Origin of the sequence: Streptomyces sp. P9(2023) (assembly GCF_032436795.1) — a bacterium.
In the GTDB taxonomy this organism is placed as follows: Bacteria; Actinomycetota; Actinomycetes; order Streptomycetales; family Streptomycetaceae; genus Streptomyces.
Window position 1 is genome coordinate 1 of sequence record NZ_JAUPWM010000032.1, and the last position, 20,714, is coordinate 20,714.

Annotated in this window: 15 protein-coding genes and 1 pseudogene; 7 read left to right on the forward strand and 9 right to left on the reverse strand. The window is 71.0% G+C overall.

Annotated features, from left to right (window positions below):
• Nucleotides 1-116: 116 nt before the first annotated feature.
• On the forward strand, nt 117-803 hold the full coding sequence (locus tag Q5762_RS28770) for a pentapeptide repeat-containing protein (RefSeq protein WP_315895177.1): 687 nt from the start codon (nt 117-119) through the stop codon (nt 801-803).
• 4 nt (nt 804-807) lie between these two features.
• Here the strand turns inward: Q5762_RS28770 and Q5762_RS28775 are convergent, their stop codons facing one another.
• The 3 genes from Q5762_RS28775 to Q5762_RS28785 all read right to left on the reverse strand — a co-directional run bounded on the left by Q5762_RS28775 (nt 808) and on the right by Q5762_RS28785 (nt 2,425).
• Nucleotides 808-1,665 (reverse strand): aKG-HExxH-type peptide beta-hydroxylase, encoded by an 858-nt coding sequence (locus Q5762_RS28775; protein ID WP_315895241.1) that lies wholly within the window; start codon nt 1,663-1,665, stop codon nt 808-810.
• 97 nt (nt 1,666-1,762) lie between these two features.
• Complete coding sequence (locus tag Q5762_RS28780) at nt 1,763-1,930, reverse strand: hypothetical protein (RefSeq protein WP_315895178.1); 168 nt, start codon at nt 1,928-1,930, stop codon at nt 1,763-1,765.
• Between the two features lie 141 nt (nt 1,931-2,071).
• The gene (locus Q5762_RS28785) at nt 2,072-2,425 is read right to left on the reverse strand and encodes a hypothetical protein (RefSeq protein WP_315895179.1); all 354 of its coding nucleotides are present in this window, start codon (nt 2,423-2,425) and stop codon (nt 2,072-2,074) included.
• Between the two features lie 115 nt (nt 2,426-2,540).
• On the opposite strand from Q5762_RS28785, the gene Q5762_RS28790 reads away from it, so the two are divergent.
• Both Q5762_RS28790 and Q5762_RS28795 read left to right on the forward strand, forming a co-directional pair.
• On the forward strand, nt 2,541-3,908 hold the full coding sequence (locus Q5762_RS28790) for a hypothetical protein (RefSeq protein ID WP_399495285.1): 1,368 nt from the start codon (nt 2,541-2,543) through the stop codon (nt 3,906-3,908).
• A 337-nt stretch (nt 3,909-4,245) separates the two neighbouring features.
• On the forward strand, nt 4,246-4,629 hold the full coding sequence (locus Q5762_RS28795) for a cold-shock protein (RefSeq protein WP_315895243.1): 384 nt from the start codon (nt 4,246-4,248) through the stop codon (nt 4,627-4,629).
• A gap of 24 nt (nt 4,630-4,653) precedes the next feature.
• Here the strand turns inward: Q5762_RS28795 and Q5762_RS28800 are convergent, their stop codons facing one another.
• The 4 genes from Q5762_RS28800 to Q5762_RS28815 form a co-directional block, all read right to left on the reverse strand.
• Nucleotides 4,654-5,502: a 1,4-dihydroxy-6-naphthoate synthase gene (locus tag Q5762_RS28800; protein ID WP_315895180.1), complete on the reverse strand. Its 849-nt coding sequence runs from the start codon at nt 5,500-5,502 to the stop codon at nt 4,654-4,656.
• Nucleotides 5,490-6,182: a futalosine hydrolase gene (locus tag Q5762_RS28805; RefSeq protein ID WP_315895181.1), complete on the reverse strand. Its 693-nt coding sequence runs from the start codon at nt 6,180-6,182 to the stop codon at nt 5,490-5,492. Before Q5762_RS28805 ends, Q5762_RS28800 begins: the two co-directional genes overlap by 13 nt.
• A gap of 7 nt (nt 6,183-6,189) precedes the next feature.
• Nucleotides 6,190-6,672, reverse strand: coding sequence for a DUF2771 domain-containing protein (locus tag Q5762_RS28810; RefSeq protein ID WP_315895182.1), 483 nt, complete (start codon nt 6,670-6,672; stop codon nt 6,190-6,192).
• Nucleotides 6,673-6,982: 310 nt separating this feature from the next.
• Nucleotides 6,983-8,362, reverse strand: a complete 1,380-nt coding sequence (locus Q5762_RS28815; RefSeq protein WP_315895183.1) for an MFS transporter — start codon at nt 8,360-8,362, stop codon at nt 6,983-6,985.
• 326 nt (nt 8,363-8,688) lie between these two features.
• Between Q5762_RS28815 and Q5762_RS28820 the strand changes: the two genes are divergently transcribed.
• From Q5762_RS28820 to Q5762_RS28835, 4 genes and pseudogenes are all read left to right on the forward strand, one after another.
• Nucleotides 8,689-9,609: a DUF3027 domain-containing protein gene (locus Q5762_RS28820; RefSeq protein ID WP_315895184.1), complete on the forward strand. Its 921-nt coding sequence runs from the start codon at nt 8,689-8,691 to the stop codon at nt 9,607-9,609.
• 526 nt (nt 9,610-10,135) lie between these two features.
• Nucleotides 10,136-13,300 carry a sacsin N-terminal ATP-binding-like domain-containing protein gene (locus Q5762_RS28825; protein WP_315895185.1) on the forward strand — a complete coding sequence of 1,055 codons (3,165 nt, stop codon included), beginning with the start codon at nt 10,136-10,138 and terminating at the stop codon, nt 13,298-13,300.
• Nucleotides 13,301-13,453: 153 nt separating this feature from the next.
• Nucleotides 13,454-14,014: pseudogene (locus Q5762_RS28830) on the forward strand (IS607 family transposase); the annotation flags it as partial.
• Between the two features lie 53 nt (nt 14,015-14,067).
• Nucleotides 14,068-15,663, forward strand: a complete 1,596-nt coding sequence (locus Q5762_RS28835) for a transposase (protein ID WP_315895186.1) — start codon at nt 14,068-14,070, stop codon at nt 15,661-15,663.
• A gap of 6 nt (nt 15,664-15,669) precedes the next feature.
• On the opposite strand, the gene Q5762_RS28840 is transcribed toward Q5762_RS28835, so the two are convergent.
• The gene (locus Q5762_RS28840; protein ID WP_315895187.1) at nt 15,670-18,213 is read right to left on the reverse strand and encodes a hypothetical protein; all 2,544 of its coding nucleotides are present in this window, start codon (nt 18,211-18,213) and stop codon (nt 15,670-15,672) included.
• A 68-nt stretch (nt 18,214-18,281) separates the two neighbouring features.
• Nucleotides 18,282-20,690, reverse strand: a complete 2,409-nt coding sequence (locus tag Q5762_RS28845; protein ID WP_315895188.1) for an HAD-IC family P-type ATPase — start codon at nt 20,688-20,690, stop codon at nt 18,282-18,284.
• Nucleotides 20,691-20,714 lie beyond the last annotated feature (24 nt).

Genomic DNA, 20,714 nt, shown 5'->3' on the forward strand with positions numbered 1-20,714 from the left:
CCGATCACAGGCCAGCCATTACCGGCGACAAGCCGCAATCCAGCCATGAAGATCACGATCTACAGCTGGAGTACTAGGATGAGAAACTTCCCAGGAACCCGAGAACGGATTGCCCGATGGCTCAGATCGCTCGGCAGGGCGCGACTATCGCGCGCGTCAAGAACCCCACGGCACCCAAGCTGCCCATTGGCTTCCGTGCCGCAGAAATGCCCCGGGATGACCTCGAAGAAGACGCCATCATCAGGGGCGCCCGGTACGACGGCACGAGCTTCGCCGGCCGACAGGCCGAGGCCCTCGAAGCCGAGGGCTGCCGCTTCGAGAGCGTACGCTTCACCGGCACTGCCCTGCGTCAATGCCAGTTCAGCGACTCCGTGTTCGAGACCTGTGACTTCGCCCAACTGACGACGCAGGACGTCTCGCTCATTCGCTGCAAGGTCACCGGAAGCCGCATCACCGGGGCATCGTGGAAATCCGGCACGTTCCGCGACGTCCGAATTGAAGGATGTCAGAGCAGCCCCGCCATGTATCAGCGCATGAAGCTGTACAGCGTGGCATTCGTCGACTGCAAGATGCTCGGTGCCGATTTCCAGTTCTCCGAGATGCATAACGTCCGTTTCGTGAATTGCGACCTGACCGGGGCGCAATTCGCCAACGCCAAAATGGGCGTCGTCCGCTTCGAGAACTGCACCCTCGTCGACGTCGGCGGAGCCGCGAGCCTCAAGGGCGCAACGGTGCAAGGCCCAGGGTCCTTCGAGCTGGCCCTGAGCCTCGCACGTGAAGCGGGAATCCTGTTCGAGCCGTAACCGGTCAGACAGAGACCGGCAGGTAGCCCGCGTAGTCCGGACTGGAGATCGAGCGCGCCACCTCGTCGAAGTCGATGCTCTCGCCGAAGTCGCACAGCTCGTCGAGCAGCAGCCGCCCGTACGGGGTGAAGTGATCCCGCTGCTTCTCCAGGTCCGCGCACGCGTCCCGCAGAGAGCTGGTGTACAGGTCGACGAGAGTCGTCCTCCCCTGACGGCGTTCCATGAACATCAGGGGAACCGTCACCGCGGCGGCATGGAACGCCTTGTCGAGCGGGCGACGCTGCCCGATCTTGACGGCCGACAGGGCGTGGTACTGGTCCGCGTCGAGCTCCCGTGACGAGAGCGCGAACGTCCCATACACCTTGTCCGCCACGAAGAGGTTCAGGTGCGTCCCCTCGTGGACGAGACACATGGCGTAGTCGAGAACGTCCCACTCCGCTCCGGGGCTCATGACCACGACACCGGGGAGCTGGGAGGCGGATCCTCCGCCGTCCGCACCGCTGTTGAGGATCACGAGATCAGTGACGAGCAGATCGACCATCAGGCGCAGCCCGGGGGCGATGGTGAAGATGAGGTCCAGGGCCTCGGTGACCTTGGCCTCCCAGGCTGCGCGAGTCGGCCCGTCCGTGGGGCCGGCGCCCTTGAAGATGTGCTCGAAGATGCCGTGCTCTGTGCAGTGGTTCGCCCAGTCCCCATCCTCGTAGCCGATGGCGATGCCGCCACCGTCCACGGTCATGGGGCGTAGGGCCGGGTTGGAGATGGCCGCGCGATAGGCCCCGTGCAGACCCTCTGCGGTCGGGTACTCGCCAGTGATGGCGTGGACCAAACGAGCCGTACTTTCGTACGTGTGGCCGATGTTCATGAAGTGCACGTGGATCACTCCTCTTATGACAACCGAGTGTGGGTCCGGAGCTGGGAAGTCTCCGGACCCACTGAGGACTCAGCGCTTCAGGAACGGTTCAGGAGGTCCAGCCGCCCATCATGCAGCTGTTCTCGTCGTCCTGGGCCCGCTGAACGTTCGCCTTCACGGTGGCGACGACGGTCGGCGAGTCCTCCCTGACCGCCGTCACGGCGGCGGCCAGTACGCTCGGGATGATGACCGGGGCCTCGCTGAGGTTCTGGTTCACGGTGGTGCTCCTTCATCTCTCGGTGTTGGTGCACTGCACTTGCGCCCGTCCGCCTGCCGACCGTCCAAGGAGGCAGGCGGGCGGGATCTTGCCCATCCCAGCGAGCAGTAACAGGGGATCCTGCTGGTTGGGGTGGAGCCTTCAGAGCGCGACCTTCCGCTCGTAGGCGTCGAGGAACCGGCGCAGGAGCGCAGCCGAATCCCCGAGGTAGTTGAAGGCGTAGAAGGCGGGCGCCATCGGAGTCGGTCTGTTGTTGAGTTCGAGGTGCTTGTAGGCGCCGCGGTACAGCTCGCGAACGCCGGCGTGGTTGTCGAATCCCAGGTCTTCCGACATCAGAAGATCCAGGTGCTTCAGCGTGACCTTGAGGCGCGCGTCGATGTCCTTGCGCGTCGAGGTGGCCATCGCCATGCCCTCCACGACTGCCAGATTGTCACTGATGAGCTCCCGGTCGATCTCGTCGCCCACGACGCTCGGAGCGTCGTGTTCTCGTGTCACGGTGGCCACCACGCGTCCCCTCTCGGTACCGCTTCGCTGCGGTGCGTGAAGAGCTAACCGCGCTGAGTGCCGGGGCGGGTACCGTAGAGAGGAGGGCACAGCATGAATCCCATGAATGCGCCGGGGAGTTGACGTGACAGAAGCGTCCGGAAAAATGCGCAACGAGGGGCTTCGGACCCTGATTGACCAGGCGAACTGGTCGGAGACGAAGCTCGCACATGCAGTGAATCGCCTTGGCACGGAGGCAGGCTTGCGCCTGACCTACAGCCAGTCGTCCGTGGCCCAGTGGATCAGAGGCTCACAGCCAAGTGAGCGGGTCAGGCCCCTGATCATCGAAGCTCTCGAACGCCAGCTCGGTCGGCCGGTCGCCTACGAGGAAGCGGGCCTGAAGCGGCCGATGTCAGAGGGAGGTGACGAACGGGGCGACACTGTCGAGTCCCTGCTCCAGCTTGGAAAGGCGGACATGGACCCTTCCCGTCGTCGGGTACTCGCCGTCGGCATCTACTCGGCGGCCCTTTCGGTACCACTCTTCGCCGATGTGGCGAGCGCCGAGGACCGAGAACGGATCACGCGTCCAACCGGGCACATCGGCCAGGGCGAGGTCGACGTCGTCCGCAGGATGACCGACAAGATCGCCGACATCCTCGACGAACTCGGGGGAGGGCATGCCCGGCCCATGGCCGCCGCATTCCTGGTGAACACGGTGGCTCCCTACCTCAAGGCCGGGGCGACTGGGCGAGTGCACCGCGACATGCTGTCCGCGGCCTCCGATCTCACGTACCTGGCCGGCTGGATGGCCATGTACGAGCGGGCCCACGGCCTGGGCCAGAAGTACTACCTCGAAGCACTCAAGCTCGCCGGGGAGTCCCGCGATCAGGTCACGTACTGCCGGACTCTCCGAGGTATGAGCTTGCAGGCGTCGAACCTGCACCACGGACTCAAGGCACTGGAACTCGCCGATTCCGCTGCTGAGGCGGCGCCGCAGGCCGGCCCGAGGCTGGTCGCGTTCCTTCGAGGCCAGCAGGCCCACGCCTCAGCAATGGTGGGTGGCAGGAGGGCGGCGTACGCCAGGCTCAAGGAGGCCGAAGCGGCTCTCGCGAAGGCTGACTCCCGCCGTGAGTCGGTCGGCGGGTACGGCCAGGCGGCCTACCTCTTCCACGTCTCCCACGTGCACTACGAGAACCGGGACCTGGAGGACTCGATCAAGGCCATGAAGCAGTCGATCAAGGCCACCCCGATCCAGGAGCGCCAGGGCCGGCTGCACGCGAATGCCGTTCTGGCACAGCGGCAGTTCGAGATCGGGCATGTCGAGGAGGCGTGCGCCTCATGGGGCGTGTTCCTGGACGACTACGCGGTGCTCTCCACCTCCCGGGGCGATGAGCACTTCGACAAAATGCGGAAGAGCCTGGCGCCTCACCGCAAGTCTCGTGTCGTACGGGAAATGGGCGACCGAATTCGCATGGTGGCAGCCATGAAGGCGTGATTGCCGGCTGCTGTGATGTGCCCCGGCGGCTACCGGCGGCTGTGATCTGACCGCGGACGACCCACCCCCATCCACGGGGGGTGGGTCGTCGGTCGTATGTCCGGGCGAACGGGGTGTCGGGACTGGCGCGACATGTGCTGTGATGTGCGTGCTTCTCTTCCCTCCGAGCGAGCAGCGATCAAAGTCGGCCACCCGCGGTGGTCGGCATGGATGGACTGGCTTGACGGGGGGTACAGAGCTGGAGAGGCTTCCGATCGACGGCAGGCACGAGCAAGCGCTAGATAGCCTGACCTGCAACGACAGTGGTTCGGCTGACTGGTGAGATGGGGTGCGTGCTTTGCCTACCGGCAAGGTCAAATGGTTCAACAGCGAGAAGGGCTTCGGCTTTCTCTCCCGGGACGACGGCGGCGACGTCTTCGTCCACTCGTCGGTGCTCCCTGCCGGAGTCGACGCCCTCAAGCCGGGGCAGCGGGTGGAGTTCGGGGTGGTCGCGGGCCAGCGCGGTGACCAGGCGCTCTCCGTGACGGTCCTCGACCCGACCCCGTCCGTCGCCGCGGCGCAGCGCCGTAAGCCCGACGAACTGGCGTCCATCGTGCAGGACCTGACGACGCTCCTGGAGAACGTCACGCCGATGCTGGAGCGGGGCCGCTACCCCGACAAGGCGCAGGGCGCGAAGATCGCCGGCCTGCTGCGGGCGGTCGCGGACCAGCTCGACGTGTGACCCCTCCTGGGGGAACTGGGGGAACTAGGGGAATGACAGCGCGTCCGGGCCGAGGGGCGGTACGAGCCCCTCGGCCGCGGCGCGCGTGAGCAGCCCGCGCACGGCCGCGTAGCCGGCCTCGCCGAGATCGGCCGTGAACTCGTTGACGTAGAGACCGATGTGCTGATCGGCCACCTTCGGGTCCATCTCCTGCGCGTGTTCGAGTACGTACGGGCGGGCGGCGGCCGGGTCGTCCCAGGCCATCCGTACCGACGTACGGGCCGCGTCGGCGAGGCTCCGCAGCACGTCGGGGCCGAGCGAGCGGCGGGCGATGATCGCGCCGAGCGGGATCGGGAGGCCGGTGGTGTCCTCCCAGTGGGCGCCCATGTCGGCCAGGGCGTGCAGACCGTACGTCTGGTACGTGAACCGGGCCTCGTGGATGACGAGCCCCGCGTCGACCTTGCCGTCCCGCACGGCGGGCATGATCTCGTGGAACGGCATGACGACGACGTTCCCGACACCGCCGGGGACGACGTCGGCGGCCCACAGCCGGAAGAGCAGATAGGCGGTGGAGCGCTCGCTGGGCACGGCGACGGTCTTGTTCGTCAGATCCACGCCCGGCTCGCGGGTGAGCACCAGGGGGCCGCAGCCGCGCCCCAAGGCGCCGCCACAGGGCAGCAGGGCGTACTCGTCGAGGACCCAGGGCAGGACGGCGTACGAGACCTTCAGGACGTCGTAGTCGGCCGTACCGCTCTCCGCCCAGCCGTTGGTGAGGTCGATGTCGGCGAAGGTCACGTCGAGGCGGGGCGCGTCGGGGACGCGGCCGTGGGCCCAGGCGTCGAAGACGAAGGTGTCGTTCGGGCAGGGCGAGTACGCGATCTTCAGTTTTCGCACGTCGGCTCCACGGAGAGGGAGTGGCTGAGCAGCTGGAAGGTGGTCCGCAGGGCGTCCAGGGCCTCGCCGATGCGCCAGGCGGCGCGGTCGCGGGGGCCGACGGCGTTCGAGACGGCCCGGATCTCGACGACGGGCACGCCGTGCGCGGCGGCGGCCTCGGCCACCCCGAACCCCTCCATGGCCTCGGCGGCGGCCCGGGGGTGGCGCGCGGCCAGCTCGGCGGCGCGCTCGGCGGTGCCGGTGACGGTGGAGACGGTGAGGACGGGGGCGACGGTGTGGGGCTGGGGCCGGAGGGCGCGCGAGATCCGCGCGGTCAGCTCGGGGGCCACCGGGTGCACGGACCGGCCGAAGCCGAGCTCCTCGACGGTGAGGTAGCCGTCGGGGGTCTGGGCCCCGAGGTCGGCGGAGACGATGGCGTCGGAGACGACGACGGTGCCGATCGGCGCGTGGGGCCGGAAGCCGCCGGCGATGCCGGTGGAGACGACGAGACCGTACGGAGCCGTGCCGGTGTCCGCCGCGCGGGCGAGGGCGGTGGCGGTGGAGGCGGCGGCGGAGGCGGGCCCGACACCGCCGACGAGGATCTCGGCGCCCTGGGCGCCCGGACCGTCGTGGCGCAGGCCGCGGGCGACGGAGTCCGCCTCCGCCGCCACGGCCGTCACGATCAGGATCCGGAGCGTCACCGGAGGATCAGGAGTCCTTCTTCAGCTCGAAGTGCCAGATGCCGGTCAGCTTCTTGCCGTCGTTCTCGACGATCGTGATCTGGGTCTGGTTGGTCGCCTCGCCGGTCTGCGAGGAGAAGAAGGCGCTGGCCGGGATGGTCCGGTACGTCTTCTTGTACGGCTCCGGCTCGGCGTTCTGGCCACCGAGGAAGATGGTCCAGCCCTTCTCGGCGATCTCGGGGTCGACGCCGAAGCGGATCTTGTCGTCCGCGGCGACCGTGAGGGACTTCTCGGCCTTCTTGTTGAGGCACTGCTGGATCTGCGACTCCTTGATGGCGTCGCCGTCGTTGTAGCAGGCGGCCTCGGAGTGGATCGAGTCCTTTCCGACCGTCAGGGTCGCGATCGGAGTCGGCTTGTCGCCGCAGGCGGAGAGTACGAGGAGCCCGGCGGAGACGGCCCCGAGGGCGAGGGCGGCCCGGCGGCGCGAGCCGGTGAAGAACGCAACGGTCATGGCCCGAAGGCTATCGGGCCCACGGAACTCCGCCACGCGGGGGTGCGGGCGCGCCGCGTTTTCCCCCCCCGGGGCGCCGCCCTGGCGGGCGCGTCCGCTCCGTGCACCCCGCCCACCCCATTGCGCCTGCAGGCGCAACGGCCCCGGGATGCGGGTCCGGGCCCTTGTGCGGAACGCGCCCGCAGGGGGCGCCGTCCCGTGTGCCCACCCTCCCCCTGCTCGGCTTCGCTCGAGCAGGGGGGACCCCCATCGCCCCAGCGGGACGATTGCCCACACGGAGGGTGGGGGCCGGCCCGCACGGGGTCGGCGCTCATTGGGGTCGCGGCGCGTCCGTGGGCTCGCTCGGGGATTCCGTGCGGGCCGCCGTCACCAGGCCTCGTACCGCGAGCAGCGCGCCCAGGCCCAGGATCGCCGCGGCGACCCACATGCCCACCGAGCCGCTCAGCGGCAGGGAGATGCCGATCGCGCCGCCCACCACCCAGGACATCTGCAGCAGCGTCTCCGAGCGGGCGAAGGCCGACGTGCGGACCACCTCCGGCACGTCCCGCTGGATCAGCGCGTCGAGCGACAGCTTCGACAGGGCCTGCGTCAGGCCCGCCACCGCGCCGAGCACCGCCACCATCGCTCCGCTGAAGAAGACCGCCGCCAGGATCGCCGCCCCGCACACCGTCGTGATCATCGTGGCGATGATCACCTCCGGCGCGTGCCCGCGCTCCTTCAGGAGCGAGCCCACCGCCGTCCCGCACGCGTTCCCGACCCCCGCCGCCACCGCCACCATCGCCAGCGACACCGCAGCGCTCTGCCCGGGCAGCGGATGCTCGCGCAGCAGGAACGCCAGGAAGAAGATCAGGAACCCGGACAGCATCCGCTGCGCCGCGTTCGCCTGGAGCCCGTGCAGCACCGAGGGCCCCACCGTCCGCAGGCTCGGTTTCTTCTCGCCGTGCGTCAACAGGTGGACCCGGCGTTCGCCCTTCGCCGAGTCGACCTTGTGCGGCATCCGGAACGCCCAGTAGCCACCGAGCAGGAACAGCGCGCACGCCCCGTACAGCGGATACGGCGGCCCGATCTGCTGCAGCCCCGCCCCGATCGGCGCCGCGATCCCGGTCGCGAGCAGGCCCGCCAGGGTGACCCGGGAGTTCGCCTTGACCAGGGAGAAGCCGGGCGGGAGCAGCCGTGGCACGACCGCGCTGCGGACCACTCCGTACGCCTTCGACGCCACCAGCACCCCGAGCGCCGCCGGATACAGCTCCAGGCCGCCCGTGGCCACCGCCCCCGACATCGTGATCGCGAGCACCGCCCGGGTCCACATCGCCGCCGCCATCGCCGCCCGCCGCCCGTGCGGCAGGCGGTCCAGAAGCGGACCGACCACCGGGGCCAGCAGGGTGAACGGGAGCATCGTGATGCCCAGGTACAGCGCCACCCGGCCGCGCGCCTCGTCCGTCGGTACGGAGAAGAAGACCGTGGACGCCAGCGCGACCGTGATCATGACGTCGCCGGCCCCGTTCACGGCGTGCAGCTCGATCAGCTTGCCCAGGCCCGACTCGCCCGCGCCGTGCGCGTGCGTGGCCTTGCGGATGCCCCTGGCCGTGCCCGTGAACGGCAGATGCAGGGCGCGCCCCACCGTCCGGCCCACTCGGCGGAGCGGCCCGGCAAGATCGTGGGATCGTGCGGACGACCGTGCGGCTGCCACTCCGTCATAGTGCCCCACGCCCCAGACTTGTGAACCGTGGCACGGCGAGCCGAGGTCCACGATCCGGGCCACTTGGGGCGGGCAGGTGGGCGGCAGGCGGCGGAGGGGGTAGCGTGCGTAGCGCGCCACCGGCGGAAGTTCTCGGCCGCGCGCCTCTTCGGCATCCCGCAGAATGGATGACGATAGGTGTGCCCGAGAGACGCGAGACATGTCGGGCGCGGACGTCGATGCGGCCCTCTGGTCCGCTCCGCCCGCTGCCCGGGGCTTTTCGCTCCCGCTCCTCGGCCGGCGCACCCGTGAGACGGCGTAGGAGAGAAGCGAGACCTGTGAGTGCTGCGACGACGCGAAGCCGGACCCCGCGTACCCCGCGTACCCCCGACCGCATGTGCGCCGAGGCGGTAGACCTGGCGCGAGCCGCCGCCGAGGAGGCCGCCGCACCCGGCATTGTCGGGGCGCATGTGGAGGCCGTCGCCGAGGGCGACCGGGTCGTGACGCACTTCTTCGAGTGCAAGGAACCCGGCTACCGGGGCTGGCGCTGGGCCGTGACGGTCACCCGCGCCTCCCGGGCCAAGAACGTCACCCTTGACGAAACCGTCCTGCTGCCCGGCTCCGACTCCCTCCTGGCCCCCGAGTGGGTGCCGTGGAGCGAGCGGCTGCGGCCGGGCGACATGGGCCCGGGGGACCTGCTGCCGACCGAGCAGGACGACCTGCGGCTCGAACCGGGGTACACCGGCGAGGACGTGCCGCCGCCGAACTCCGCGCTCTCGGACGAGATGGCGGAGCACCTCGACGCGGAGGACGCCGAGATCGTCTCCCGTACGCCGTCCAGGGGCTCGGTCGCCGCGGTCGCCGAGGAGCTCGGCATGCGGCGCGCGCGGGTGCTCTCGCGGTACGGGCTGCACGTGGCGGCGGACCGCTGGGACGAGGCGTTCGGGGCGAAGACCCCGATGGCGCAGGCCGCGCCCGCCTCGTGCGAGTCCTGCGCCTTCCTGGTGCCGCTGGCGGGCTCGCTGAAGCAGGCCTTCGGTGTCTGCGCGAACGAGTTCTCGCCGGCGGACGGGCACGTCGTGTCGTTCTCGTACGGCTGTGGCGGGCACTCCGAGGCGGCGGTCATGCCGAAGCCGCCGCGGCCGGCGCCGCCGGTCCTGGACTCGATGGGCGCGGACGAGTTTCCGTTGCGTCCGGCGAAGGACTCGGGCTCGACGACGGAACCGGACGGCACGTCGGAAGACCTGGGCCACTCGTAGCCCCTGGGGCGGGGGCCCCGCCCTCGTTGTGGGCAATCGTTCCGCTGGGGCTCCCCCGACCCCGTTGTGGGCAACTGTTCCGTTGGGGCGATGGGGGTCCCCCCTGCTCGAGCGAAGCCGAGAGCTTGGGGGAGGGTGGGCACAACGGAACGGCGCCCTTGGCGGGCGCGTCCGCCCCGTTCCCCTACGCCCACCCCGAGGGACCTGAACGCGCAACGGCCCCGGGGTGCAGGGGGCGCATGTGCGGAAGGCGCCCGCATGGGCGCCGTCCCGTGTGCCCACCCGTCCCGCCCTGCGGGACGATTGCGCCGTCCCGTGTGCCCACCCGTCCCGCCCTGCGGGACGATTGCCCACACGGGGGGTGTGGGTGGGTGCGGGACCCCCCCACACGGGGAGTGGGTGGGTGCGGGACCACCCCCCACAGGGGGAGTGGGCGGGTGCGGGACGCCCCCCCACACGGAGGCGCGGCCCGGAGCGGTCGCAGGTCGCGGTACCTTCGGGCCCCGGCACATTCCCGCCCCGAAGAGTGGAGTCAGACGTGAGCGTCAGCGTCAGGACGTCGACCGACGGAGCCGACCCCTTCGGCACCGCCCGGCTGCGGAGGGGCGTGCTCGATGCCTGGGGGGCCGGGCCCGCCCGGTTCCGCGAGGACGCCAACGCCGAGGAGGACCTCGCCCTCGGCGGCTACCGCGACCGGCTCGTCGTCGAGCTCGCCCAGAACGCCGCCGACGCCGCCCACCGGGGAGGCGTCACCGGACGGCTCCGGCTCACCCTCCACCCCGCGAGCCCCGACGCGCCCGCCCTGCTCGCCGCCGCCAACACCGGCGCGCCCCTCGACGCCACCGGCGTCGAGTCGCTCTCCACCCTCCGCGCCTCCGCCAAGCGCAGCGAGCTCGACACGGCCGCCGTCGGCCGCTTCGGCGTCGGCTTCGCCGCTGTCCTCGCCGTCTCCGACGAGCCCGCCGTCCTCGGCCGGCACGGCGGCGTCCGCTGGTCCCTCGCCGAGGCCCGCGAGCTGGCCGCCGAGGCCGCCCGGCACAGCCCCGGACTCGGGGACGAGCTGCGCCGCCGGGACGGCCACGTACCGCTGCTGCGCCTCCCGCTGCCCGCCGAGGGCACCGCCCCCGACGGCTACGACACCGTCGTCGTCCTCCCGCTCCGGGACACCGCCGCCGTCGACCTCGCCGAGCGGCTCCTCGCCGCCATCGACGACGCCCTGCTGCTCACCCTCCCCGGTCTCGCCGAGGTCGTCGTCGAGACCCCCGACGGCGTACGGACGCTCCGCCGCTCCGAGGACGACGGCTACGTCCACATCGCCGACTCCGCCGACTCCGAGACCGGCGTGCACCGCTGGCGCACCGTCAGCCACGGCGGCCCCCTCGACCCCGCGCTCCTCAAGGGCCGGCCGGTCGAGGAGCGGCTGCGCCCGTACTGGTCGGTGACCTGGGCCGCCCCCGTGGACGGCGAGGGCGCCCCGCTGTACCCCCGTACCGCCCCCGTCGTGCACGCCCCCACCCCCACCGACGAGCCGCTCGGCCTGCCCGCCCTGCTCATCGCCTCCCTCCCGCTCGACACCGCACGGCGCCACCCCGCGCCCGGCCCGCTCACCGACTTCCTGGTCGAGCGCGCGGCCGACGCGTACGCCGAACTCCTCGCGGACTGGCAGCCGGTGACGGTCGCCACCATCGATCTGGTGCCCGGGCCGCTCGGCAAGGGCGCCCTCGACGGGGCGCTGCGCGCCGCGATCCTCCAGCGCCTTCCGCGCGTCGCGTTCCTGGCGCCCGAGGCGCCGTCGGAGGACGCGCCCGCGCTGCGGGCGGTCGAGGCCGAGGTCGTGGAGGGCGCGGGCCACGAGACCGTCGCCGTCCTCGCGGAGGTCTTCCCGACCCTGCTGCCCGCCGGGCTGGAACGGCGGGTGGAGCTCCGCACGCTCGGCGTCGGCCGCGTGCCGCTGACCGAGGCCATCGACCGGCTCGCGGGGGTGGACCGCGCCCCGTCGTGGTGGTGGCGGCTCTACGACTCCCTGGCCGGGGTGGACCCCGACCGGCTCACCGGCCTCCCGGTCCCGCTCGCCGTGGCCGCCGACGCGCCCGAGGACGCCCGTACGCGTACCACCATCGGCCCCCGCCACGTCCTCCTGCCGCAGGACCGCACCCCCGCCGATCTCACCCGCATGGGCCTCAAGGTCGCCCACCCGGACGCCGCCCACCCGCTCCTGGAGAAGCTCGGCGCCCTCCCGGCCACGCCCCGCGCGGTCCTGACGACGCCGCAGGTACGCGCGGCGGTCGCCGGGTCGCTCGACGCGGGGGAGGTCTGGGACGAGGACGCGGACGCCCTGGACGCCGACGAGCTGGTCGAGACGGTCCTCACCCTCGTCCGGGACGCGGAGCTGGAGCCCGGCGACGAGCCGTGGCTCGGCGCGCTCGCCCTCCCCGACGAGGACGGGGAGTTGGCGCCGGCCGGTGAGCTGGTCCTGCCCGGCAGCGCCTTCGCCGCCGTGATGCGCGAGGACGAACTCGCCCTGTGCGACGCCGAACTGGCCGAGCGCTGGGGCGAACAGCCCCTCGCCGCCTGCGGGGTGCTCGCCACCTTCGGCCTCGTCCGGGCCACCGACCTCGTCCTCGACCCGGACGAGATGGAACCCCGAGACTCTGACTTCGCCGAGCCCGACGACGCCGGGCTGCTCGACGCCGTCGACGTCTGGTGCGAGGACGTCCTCGACCGGCTGCCGGAGGTCCCGGTTCCGCCGGTGGCGACCGAGATCGTCGCCGTACGGGACCTGGACCTGGTGGACGACGAGGCGTGGCCGCAGGCGCTGGCCCTGCTCGCGCGACCCCCGCTGCGGGACGCGCTCACCCAGCCGGTCCGGATCCTGCTTCCCGACGGCACGACCGAGACCGTACGGTCGTACACCGCCTGGTGGCTGCGCGACCACCCGGTCCTCGACGGCCGCCGCCCGGCGGGCCTTCGCGCGGCCGGCACGGACCCCCTCCTGGTCGGCCTGTACGACTCCGCCGACGCGACCGGCTTCGAGGACGAGCAGGTCCTGCGGGCGCTGGGCGTCCGCACCTCGGTCTCCGCGCTCCTGGAAGAGCCGGGCGGAGCGGCCGAACTGCTGTCCCGCCTGGCCGAACCGGACCGGGAGGTGAGCGGCGCCCAACTGCACGCCCTGTACACGGCCCTGGCCGACCTGGACCCGGACCAGGTCACCCTCCCCGACGAGCTGCGCGCGGTCGTGGACGGCGAACTCGTCGTCGTGGACGCCGCCGACGCCCTGGTCGCGGACGCCCCCGACCTCCTCCCGCTCACGGGCGGCCTGGCCCTCCTCCCGGTCTCCCCGTCCCGCGCGGCCGACCTGGCGGAGCTGTTCCAGGTGCGGCGGCTGAGCGAGTCCGTGGCGGCCGAGGTCACGACGGTCGGCGAGGAACACGACGTACCCCCGTCGGTCCACGCCCTCCTCGGCCCGGCGACCCCGGACTCGTACGTCGAGCACGAGGAGCTCCGCGCGGCGGGCGTCGAACTGGACTGGCGCCGCACCCCCGACGGCACGATCCACGCCGCCACCCTGGAAGGCGTAGCCGCCGGCCTCGCCTGGGCGTCCGGCCAATGGCCCCGCCGCTTCGAGGTGGCCGCCCTCCTGGAAGACCCGTCCCGCACGACGGAGCTGGCCCGCGACCGCTGGTTCGACTGACGCGCGGGGCATCCACATGAGCCAGGGCCCCGGTCGCGTCGGCGGCCGGGGCCCTGGTTTTGGGGCGGGGGGCGGGGGTTGGGAGCTGTTGGTTCGTTAGGTCACTCTTGTGAGTGATAGTGCGCTTTGGTGAGTGTTGTTACGGTCGGATGTATGAACCTCAAGGAGTGGGCGAAAGCGCAGGGTGTGCACCCGCAGACCGCGTATCGCTGGTTCCGTGAGGGGACGTTGCCGGTACCGGCTCAGCGGGTCGGGCCACGCACGATCCTGGTGAACGTCGAAGCTGCGGCAACGCCCGAGGTGGTGGGCGGTGCTGGGCTGTATGCCCGGGTGTCCTCTCACGATCAGAAGGACGACTTGGCCCGTCAGGTGACGCGGTTGTCGGAGTGGGCGGCCAGGTCCGGGCGCCGGGTGGTGCGGATCGAGTCCGAGATCGGATCGGGCATGAACGGCTCCCGCACGAAGGCGCGTCGGCTGCTTTCCGATCCGGACGTGACCGCCGTGGTGGTGGAGCACCGAGACCGGCTCGGCCGCATGAACGTCGAACTCGTCGAAGCGGCCCTGTCTGCGACAGGCCGGCGCCTGGTGGTGCTGGACGAGGGCGAGGTCGATGAGGACCTGGTGCAGGACATCGTGGATGTGCTGACGTCATTCTGTGCCCGCCTGTACGGGCGCCGCTCGGCGAGGAACCGTGCCCGTAAGGCTCTTGAGGCGGCCGAGAATGGCTGCCGAAGAAGAAGCAGCTCCGGTCGACTGACGCGCCGTTCGTGGCCCTCGGCCCGTCCGGCGTGGCGATACGAGACCGTCTCAAGGGCCTGACCACCGAGGACGACAAGGTTCTCCGCCTGGTGGGCGAGCACCTGGGCTCCCTCGCGTCCCGTGACCTCAAGACGCGCTGCGCTGACGGGCTGGAGCACGACAAGGACACGTGGGCGGCCCGAAAGCGGGACCTGACGGAGGAATCCTCTTCCCGCTGGGCCGGCAGCATCACGAAGGCCACGCACGATCAGTGGGCACTTTCGCGCCGCTGCCAGGTCGCGCACATCCAGGGCCTCGAAGCTGGTGTGCGGACGCTGATGCACCGCTTGTCTCAACCCATCGGGGAGAAGGGAACCAAGCGGGCTCCGGGCGGCTACCGCTCCAAGGGCGAGTGGTTCCAAAAGTCCCGCCGCGTACACACCTTGGAGCACCGTCTCGATGTGGCCCGTGCCGAGCGGGAAGCTGGTGCCGTGCACGTGGTGCGCGGCGGGAAGAAGCTGGCCCGCAACCGGCACAACCTCAAAGCCGCCCAGCTCACCGAGTGCGAGTGGCGTCAGCGCTGGCAGGCCGAGCGCTGGTTCCTTCAAGCTGACGGCGAGTCCGGTAAACGCTTCGGGAACGAGACGATTCGCGTCACCCCCGACGGCGAGGTGTCCATCAAGCTGCCCGCGCCGCTCGCCCATCTCGCGAATGCCCCGCGCGGTCGGTACGTTCTGGCCGCGAAGGCGCAGTTCCGGCACCGTGGCGACGAGTGGCGGGACCGCGTAAGCGGCAACCGGGCCGTGGCTTACCGCATCCATCTGGAGGTGGCGCGGGTCCGCTGGTACCTGACGGCCTCGTGGACACGTCCGGTGGTGCAGACGATCCCACTGGAGGCGGCCCGCGCCCAGGGCATGGTCGGTGTTGATACAAACGCGGACCATTTCGCGGCCTACCGCCTCGACCGGCACGGCAACCCGGTCGGCGAACCCCGCAGGTTCTTCTACGACCTGGCCGGCGCCGCCGACCACCGCGACGCCCAGATCCGGCACGCCATCAGCCGACTCCTACACTGGGCGAAGCGGGCCGGCGTGGCCGCGATCGGTATCGAGGACCTGGACTTCACCGCCGAGAAGACCCGAGAGAAGCACGGTCGGCGGAAGCGGTTCCGGCAGCTGATCTCCGGCATGCCCACCGGCAAGCTCAAAGCCCGCCTCGTCTCCATGGCCGCCGAGCACGGTCTCGCGATCGTCGCAGTCGACCCGGCCTACACCTCCATGTGGGGAGACAAGCACTGGCGCAAGCCGTTGACCAGCGGTAAACGCAAAATGACTCGCCATGACGCTGCTTCGGTGGCGATTGGCAGACGCGCCCTCGGGCACCCGATCCGGCGACGGACGGCACCGCCCCACGACGACCAGAGCGATCGTCGTGGGCATCGGACCGTCCAGGCCGGGCCGGGCGTCCGGGGGCGTGAGGAAACCCGCCCCCGCATCCCCGGACCACGGACACGATCCGTGCAGCCGGACGCGGAGCGAAAGCGGGCAACCAGGGCACCCAAAACCGTTCGGGATGCCCGCAGTGACCAGGTATGGGTCCAAGACTCACTCCTGCTCACTGATTAGGAACGGTCAGCGGACGTCGATCGTGTCCGGGGACAGGGCCGGGCCTGCCGTCGTGATGATCAGGCTCGGGCCCCCGATCCAGCGGTACTCGCCGTCGTAGGTCGCCTTGAGCGTGACCGCCGCCTTGCCGGTGGAGTCCGTCACGGCGGAGCCCACGCGCGTCCAGTCGGTGCTGCCGGACCTGCGGAACTCCAGGTTCACCCGCTGCTGCGGGTGGCCGAGCTGACCGCCGGTCAGCCAGTCGGTGACCGTGAACCGGCCGGTGACGGTGAGCGTGGCGCCCTTGGTGACCGGCTCCGGCGTGGCGTCGGTGGTCAGCCGGGTCGTCCGCACGATCCGTACGGTCTGGGCCGCGTGGACGTCGGCGTAGCTCGTCCCGTCCTGGGACTCGGCCCAGACGGCGACCTTCCACGCGCCCGCGAGCGCGTTGTCGGCGAGGTGGCGCGGGGCGATGTTCAGGTTTCCCTTGCAGGAGGCGGCCGTGCCGTTCGCCGGGGTGCACGTCGTCCACAGCAACGGGATGACGGCGTCGGGGCTTTCGTACGACCCCTTGTAGAGGGTCATTCCGCCCCGTGCGATCCCGGCGGGCGAGGTGGCCGTGAACGAGGCCTCAGGGGAGAGCTCGAACTGCCCGAGCGCCCCGTCGACGACGATCGGGTTGTTGCCGTTGACCTTTACCCGGCTGATTCTGACGTCACCCGCAGACTCGTCCGGCAGGCTGACCGACCCGGGGCCGCCGAAGGCGCGGATCAGGGTCGTGCGGACCGTGCCACCGGAGTCGTCCTTGCCGGTGGCGCGCAGAGAGACGAAGCGGTCGGCCGCGCCGACGGTGATGTCGCCCTCGGCGGAGGCCGGCAACCAGGTCTTCCCGTCGTCGGCGGAGTACTCGAGCCCCGTGAAGGACCCCGTCGCCGTCGACCAGCGGGAGGTGACCGTGGTCGCGACCCGGACCGTTCCGGCCGGCGCCGTGTTGCGGATGTCGAGCGCCGGCACGTCGAACGTCACGTCCAGCAGGGGCAGGGCGTCGTCCAGGCGGGGCACGGGCGAGGTGCCACCGGAGCTGAACGTCCACTCGCGGACGAGCTTGGTCGACAGCCGGGCGTGGGGACCGCGCCGGATGGTGGTGTGGGTGAACTCGTACGGGGCGGCGGCAGAGGTGACACCGACGGCGTAGTTCACGTAGCCCTTTTCGTACGGGCTGTCGACCAGGGTCACCCCCCGGGAGGTCAGCCGGTACTGCTGCACCGCGCTGGAGTCGCGGCCCTCGTTGCCGGCCGCGTCGCTGTAGGAGTGGGGCTCGTACAGCCGGATCTGGCCGCCGATCCGGGTGGACCGGTTCCCGGTGCGGGGCTGGAGCGGGCCCTGACCGATCGTCTCCCCGGCGGACGTGCCGGCCGGCAGCGTGCGGTCGGCGAGGGTGAGGTAGCTGTCGCCGTCCCAGAACGAGCGGCCGAACGGCACGTTCGGCGTCACGTACTCGGTGAGTGTGCCGGGCGCGGTCACGGTGGAGGCCGCCTGCGCGCCGACAGAAATCTCGGACGTGATGCGCCAGGTGTCGAGCCGTGCCGTCTGCCGGCCGGCCTGTGAGCGGAAGGTCGTCACGGTCTTCGCGAGACCGGCCGTCTTCACCGTCACGACGGGGTTCGCCGGCACGGTGTTCCTGAACTGGTGCACCAGGTCGTAGCGGTACGGGCTGGGCTTGAGCTGGCTGGAACCGTACTTCGTCAGCACGTCGTGGAGGTGCACGGTGGCACCGCTCAAGGTGAACGGGGTGACGTAAATCTGGTCGGCGCCGCCGCCGACCTGACCGACCGCGTCCCCGTTCGGCGTCGTCAGCCACACGGCGGCGCCCGCCCGGCGCGCGCTCGTGTCGTCGGCGACGATGCCCATCGGCTTGGCGGCCGTCTCGTCGAAGACCGCGTTGGCCGTGGTGTTGCCGACCGTGAAGGTCTTCGTGAGGAGGTAGGCGGGGCGCGTCTCGCCGTAGTAGTCGTACTGGATGGTGGCGAAGTACGTTCCCGGCGGGACGTCGGCCGTGCCCTTGGCCACGTACTGGTCGCTGTTGACGGAGTACCACGTCCAGGTGGAGGTGTTCCACAGGTTGATGATGCCGCCCCTGCCGCGGTCGCCGGCGACGGAGAAGTTCACCCGCTGCGTCGCCGTCGCCCCGTAGGCAGACATCCCCGGACCGGACTCGTCCGTCGCCACGGTCGTGGCCGGCAGGGGCTTCTTCGTGCCGATCGGCCGGACCGTCAGTTCGCCGTCGGCCTGGGCGAAGGCGTACGTTCCGGTGGCCGGCCGGCCGTCGGCGGCCGCGACCCGGAAGCCCTTGGTGCCAGGGATGCGTTCCAGCCGGTCACCGGTGGCCAGCTTCACCGCCGCGTCCTTGGCCGTGCCCTTCGTGGCGCGCACGGGGCCGCCGCCGTTCGTGGCCTGTTCGGCCGCCGAGACCTGGCTCGGCAGGAGCGTCGCACCGGTGGCGGCGAGGACGCCCGCCAGGGCGCCCATGACCGTTCTTCGCAGGATTCTGCGGCTGTTCGTCACGTGCATGTGTACGCGGATCCCCCCACGTCTCTGATGTCACAGCGATCACTGTGGGCACAGGGTAAGCCACCTGCTCAGGCCGGAAATCGCCGGTCCACCCAACGCCATGCCACCTCGAGGAGCCCCGCCCCCACCGCCGCGATCGCGACCGCCGTCCACGGCATGGTCACGCCCACCAGCTTCAGCGCGAAGAAGTCCTGCAGCCACGGCACGACGAGGACGAGGAGGAACGCGCCGCCCATGGTCGCCACCAGGGCGATGCGCCACCAGGTGTAGGGGCGGGCGACGATCGCCAGGACCCACATCGAGACCAGGAAGAGGGTCAGGGTCGCCGCGCTCGTCTCGGCGTCGAGGGCGCCCGGGCCGCTGTAGTACGAGCGGGCCACGAGGTACGTGGTGAAGGTGGCCGCCGCCGCGACGATGCCGCCGGGGATCGCGTACCGCATCACGCGTTTCACGAAGTTCGGCTTCGCGCGCTCTTTGTTGGGCGCGAGCGCGAGGAAGAAGGCCGGGACGCCGATGGTGAGAGTCGAAAGCAGGGTCAGGTGGCGCGGCAGGAAGGGGTACTCGACCTGGCTGCACACCACCAGGACGGCGAGCAGCACCGAGTAGACCGTCTTCGTCAGGAAGAGGGTGGCGACGCGGGTGATGTTGCCGATGACCCGGCGGCCCTCGGCCACCACCGACGGCAGGGTCGCGAAGGAGTTGTTCAGCAGGACGATCTGGGCGACCGCCCTCGTCGCCTCCGAGCCCGAGCCCATCGAGACGCCGATGTCGGCGTCCTTGAGCGCGAGGACGTCGTTGACGCCGTCGCCGGTCATGGCGACCGTGTGGCCGTGGGACTGGAGCGCGCCGACCATGTCCCGCTTCTGCTGCGGGGTGACCCGGCCGAAGACCGCGTTCCGGTCCAGCTCGTCGGCCATCGCCGCCTGGTCGGTCGGGAGGTGGCGGGCGTCCACGGTGTTCTCGGCGCCCGGCAGGCCCAGCTTCCCGGCCACCGCCCCGACCGAGACCGCGTTGTCGCCCGAGATGACCTTGGCCGCGACGTTCTGGTCGGCGAAGTAGGTGAGGGTGTCGGCGGCGTCCGGCCGCAGGCGCTGTTCGAGGACGACCAGGGCGGTCGGGCGCGCCTCGTGGGCGACGTCGGCGGAGTCGAGCTCGCGCGTGGTGCCGGCGAGGAGCAGGACGCGGAGCCCCTGCTCGTTGAGGTGGTCGATCTCGGCGAGGGTCGGGTCGCCCGCCTTCAGGAGCACGTCGGGGGCGCCGAGCAGCCAGGAGGAGGTGTCGCCGTTGCCCTCGCTGAAGGCCGCGCCGCTGTACTTGCGGGCGGAGGAGAAGGGCAGCGACTCGGTGCAGCGCCACTCCTCGGCGTCCGGGTAGGCGTCGATGATGGCCTGGAGGGAGGCGTTGGGGCGCGGGTCCGATTCGCCGAGGGCGCCGAGGACCTTCCGTACGTACGTCTCGTCGCTGCCGTTCAGCGACCGTAGCTCCGTGACGTCCATGCCGCCCTCGGTCAGCGTGCCCGTCTTGTCGAGGCAGACGACGTCGACGCGCGCGAGGCCCTCGATGGCCGGCAGCTCCTGCACCAGGCACTGCTTGCGGCCGAGCCGGATCACGCCGATCGCGAAGGCGACGGAGGTGAGGAGGACGAGCCCCTCGGGGATCATCGGGACGATGCCGCCGACGGTCCGGGCGACGGAGTCCTTGAAGTTGTTGTCCTTGACGACGAGCTGGCTGATGATGAGGCCGATCGCGGTCGGGACCATCATCCACGTCACGTACTTGAGGATCGTGGAGATGCCGGAGCGCAGCTCGGAGTGGACGAGGGTGAAGCGGGAGGCCTCCTCGGCCAGCTGGGCGGCGTACGCCTCGCGGCCGACCTTGGTGGCGGTGAACGCGCCGCCGCCGGCGACCACGAACGAGCCCGACATCATCGGGTCGCCGGGCTGTTTCACGACGGGGTCGGCCTCGCCGGTGAGCAGCGACTCGTCGACCTCCAGGCTGTCGACCTCGGCGACCTCGCCGTCGACGACGACCTTGTCGCCGGGGCCGAGTTCGATGAGGTCCCCGAGGACGATCTCGGAGGTGGAGACCTCGGTGGCGACGCCGTCGCGCCGGACGGTGGGTTTCGCCTCGCCGATGACGGCGAGCCCGTCGAGGGTCTTCTTGGCGCGCAGTTCCTGGATGATGCCGATGCCGGTGTTGGCGATGATCACGAAGCCGAAGAGGCTGTCCTGGATCGGCGCGACGAAGAACATGATCACCCAGAGCACGCCGATGATCGCGTTGAAGCGGGTGAAGACGTTGCCGCGGACGATGTCCGTGGTGGAGCGGGAGCTGCGGACGGGTACGTCGTTGACCTCGCCGCGGGCGATGCGCTCGGCGACCTCGGCGGAGGTCAGTCCGGCGACCCGGTGGACGACGCGGGGTTCGTCCGCGGTGTTCTCGCTGCCGTCGGTGTCGATCTTCGCCCGCTGAGTCATGTTTTCGACGGTACGACCGGAAGC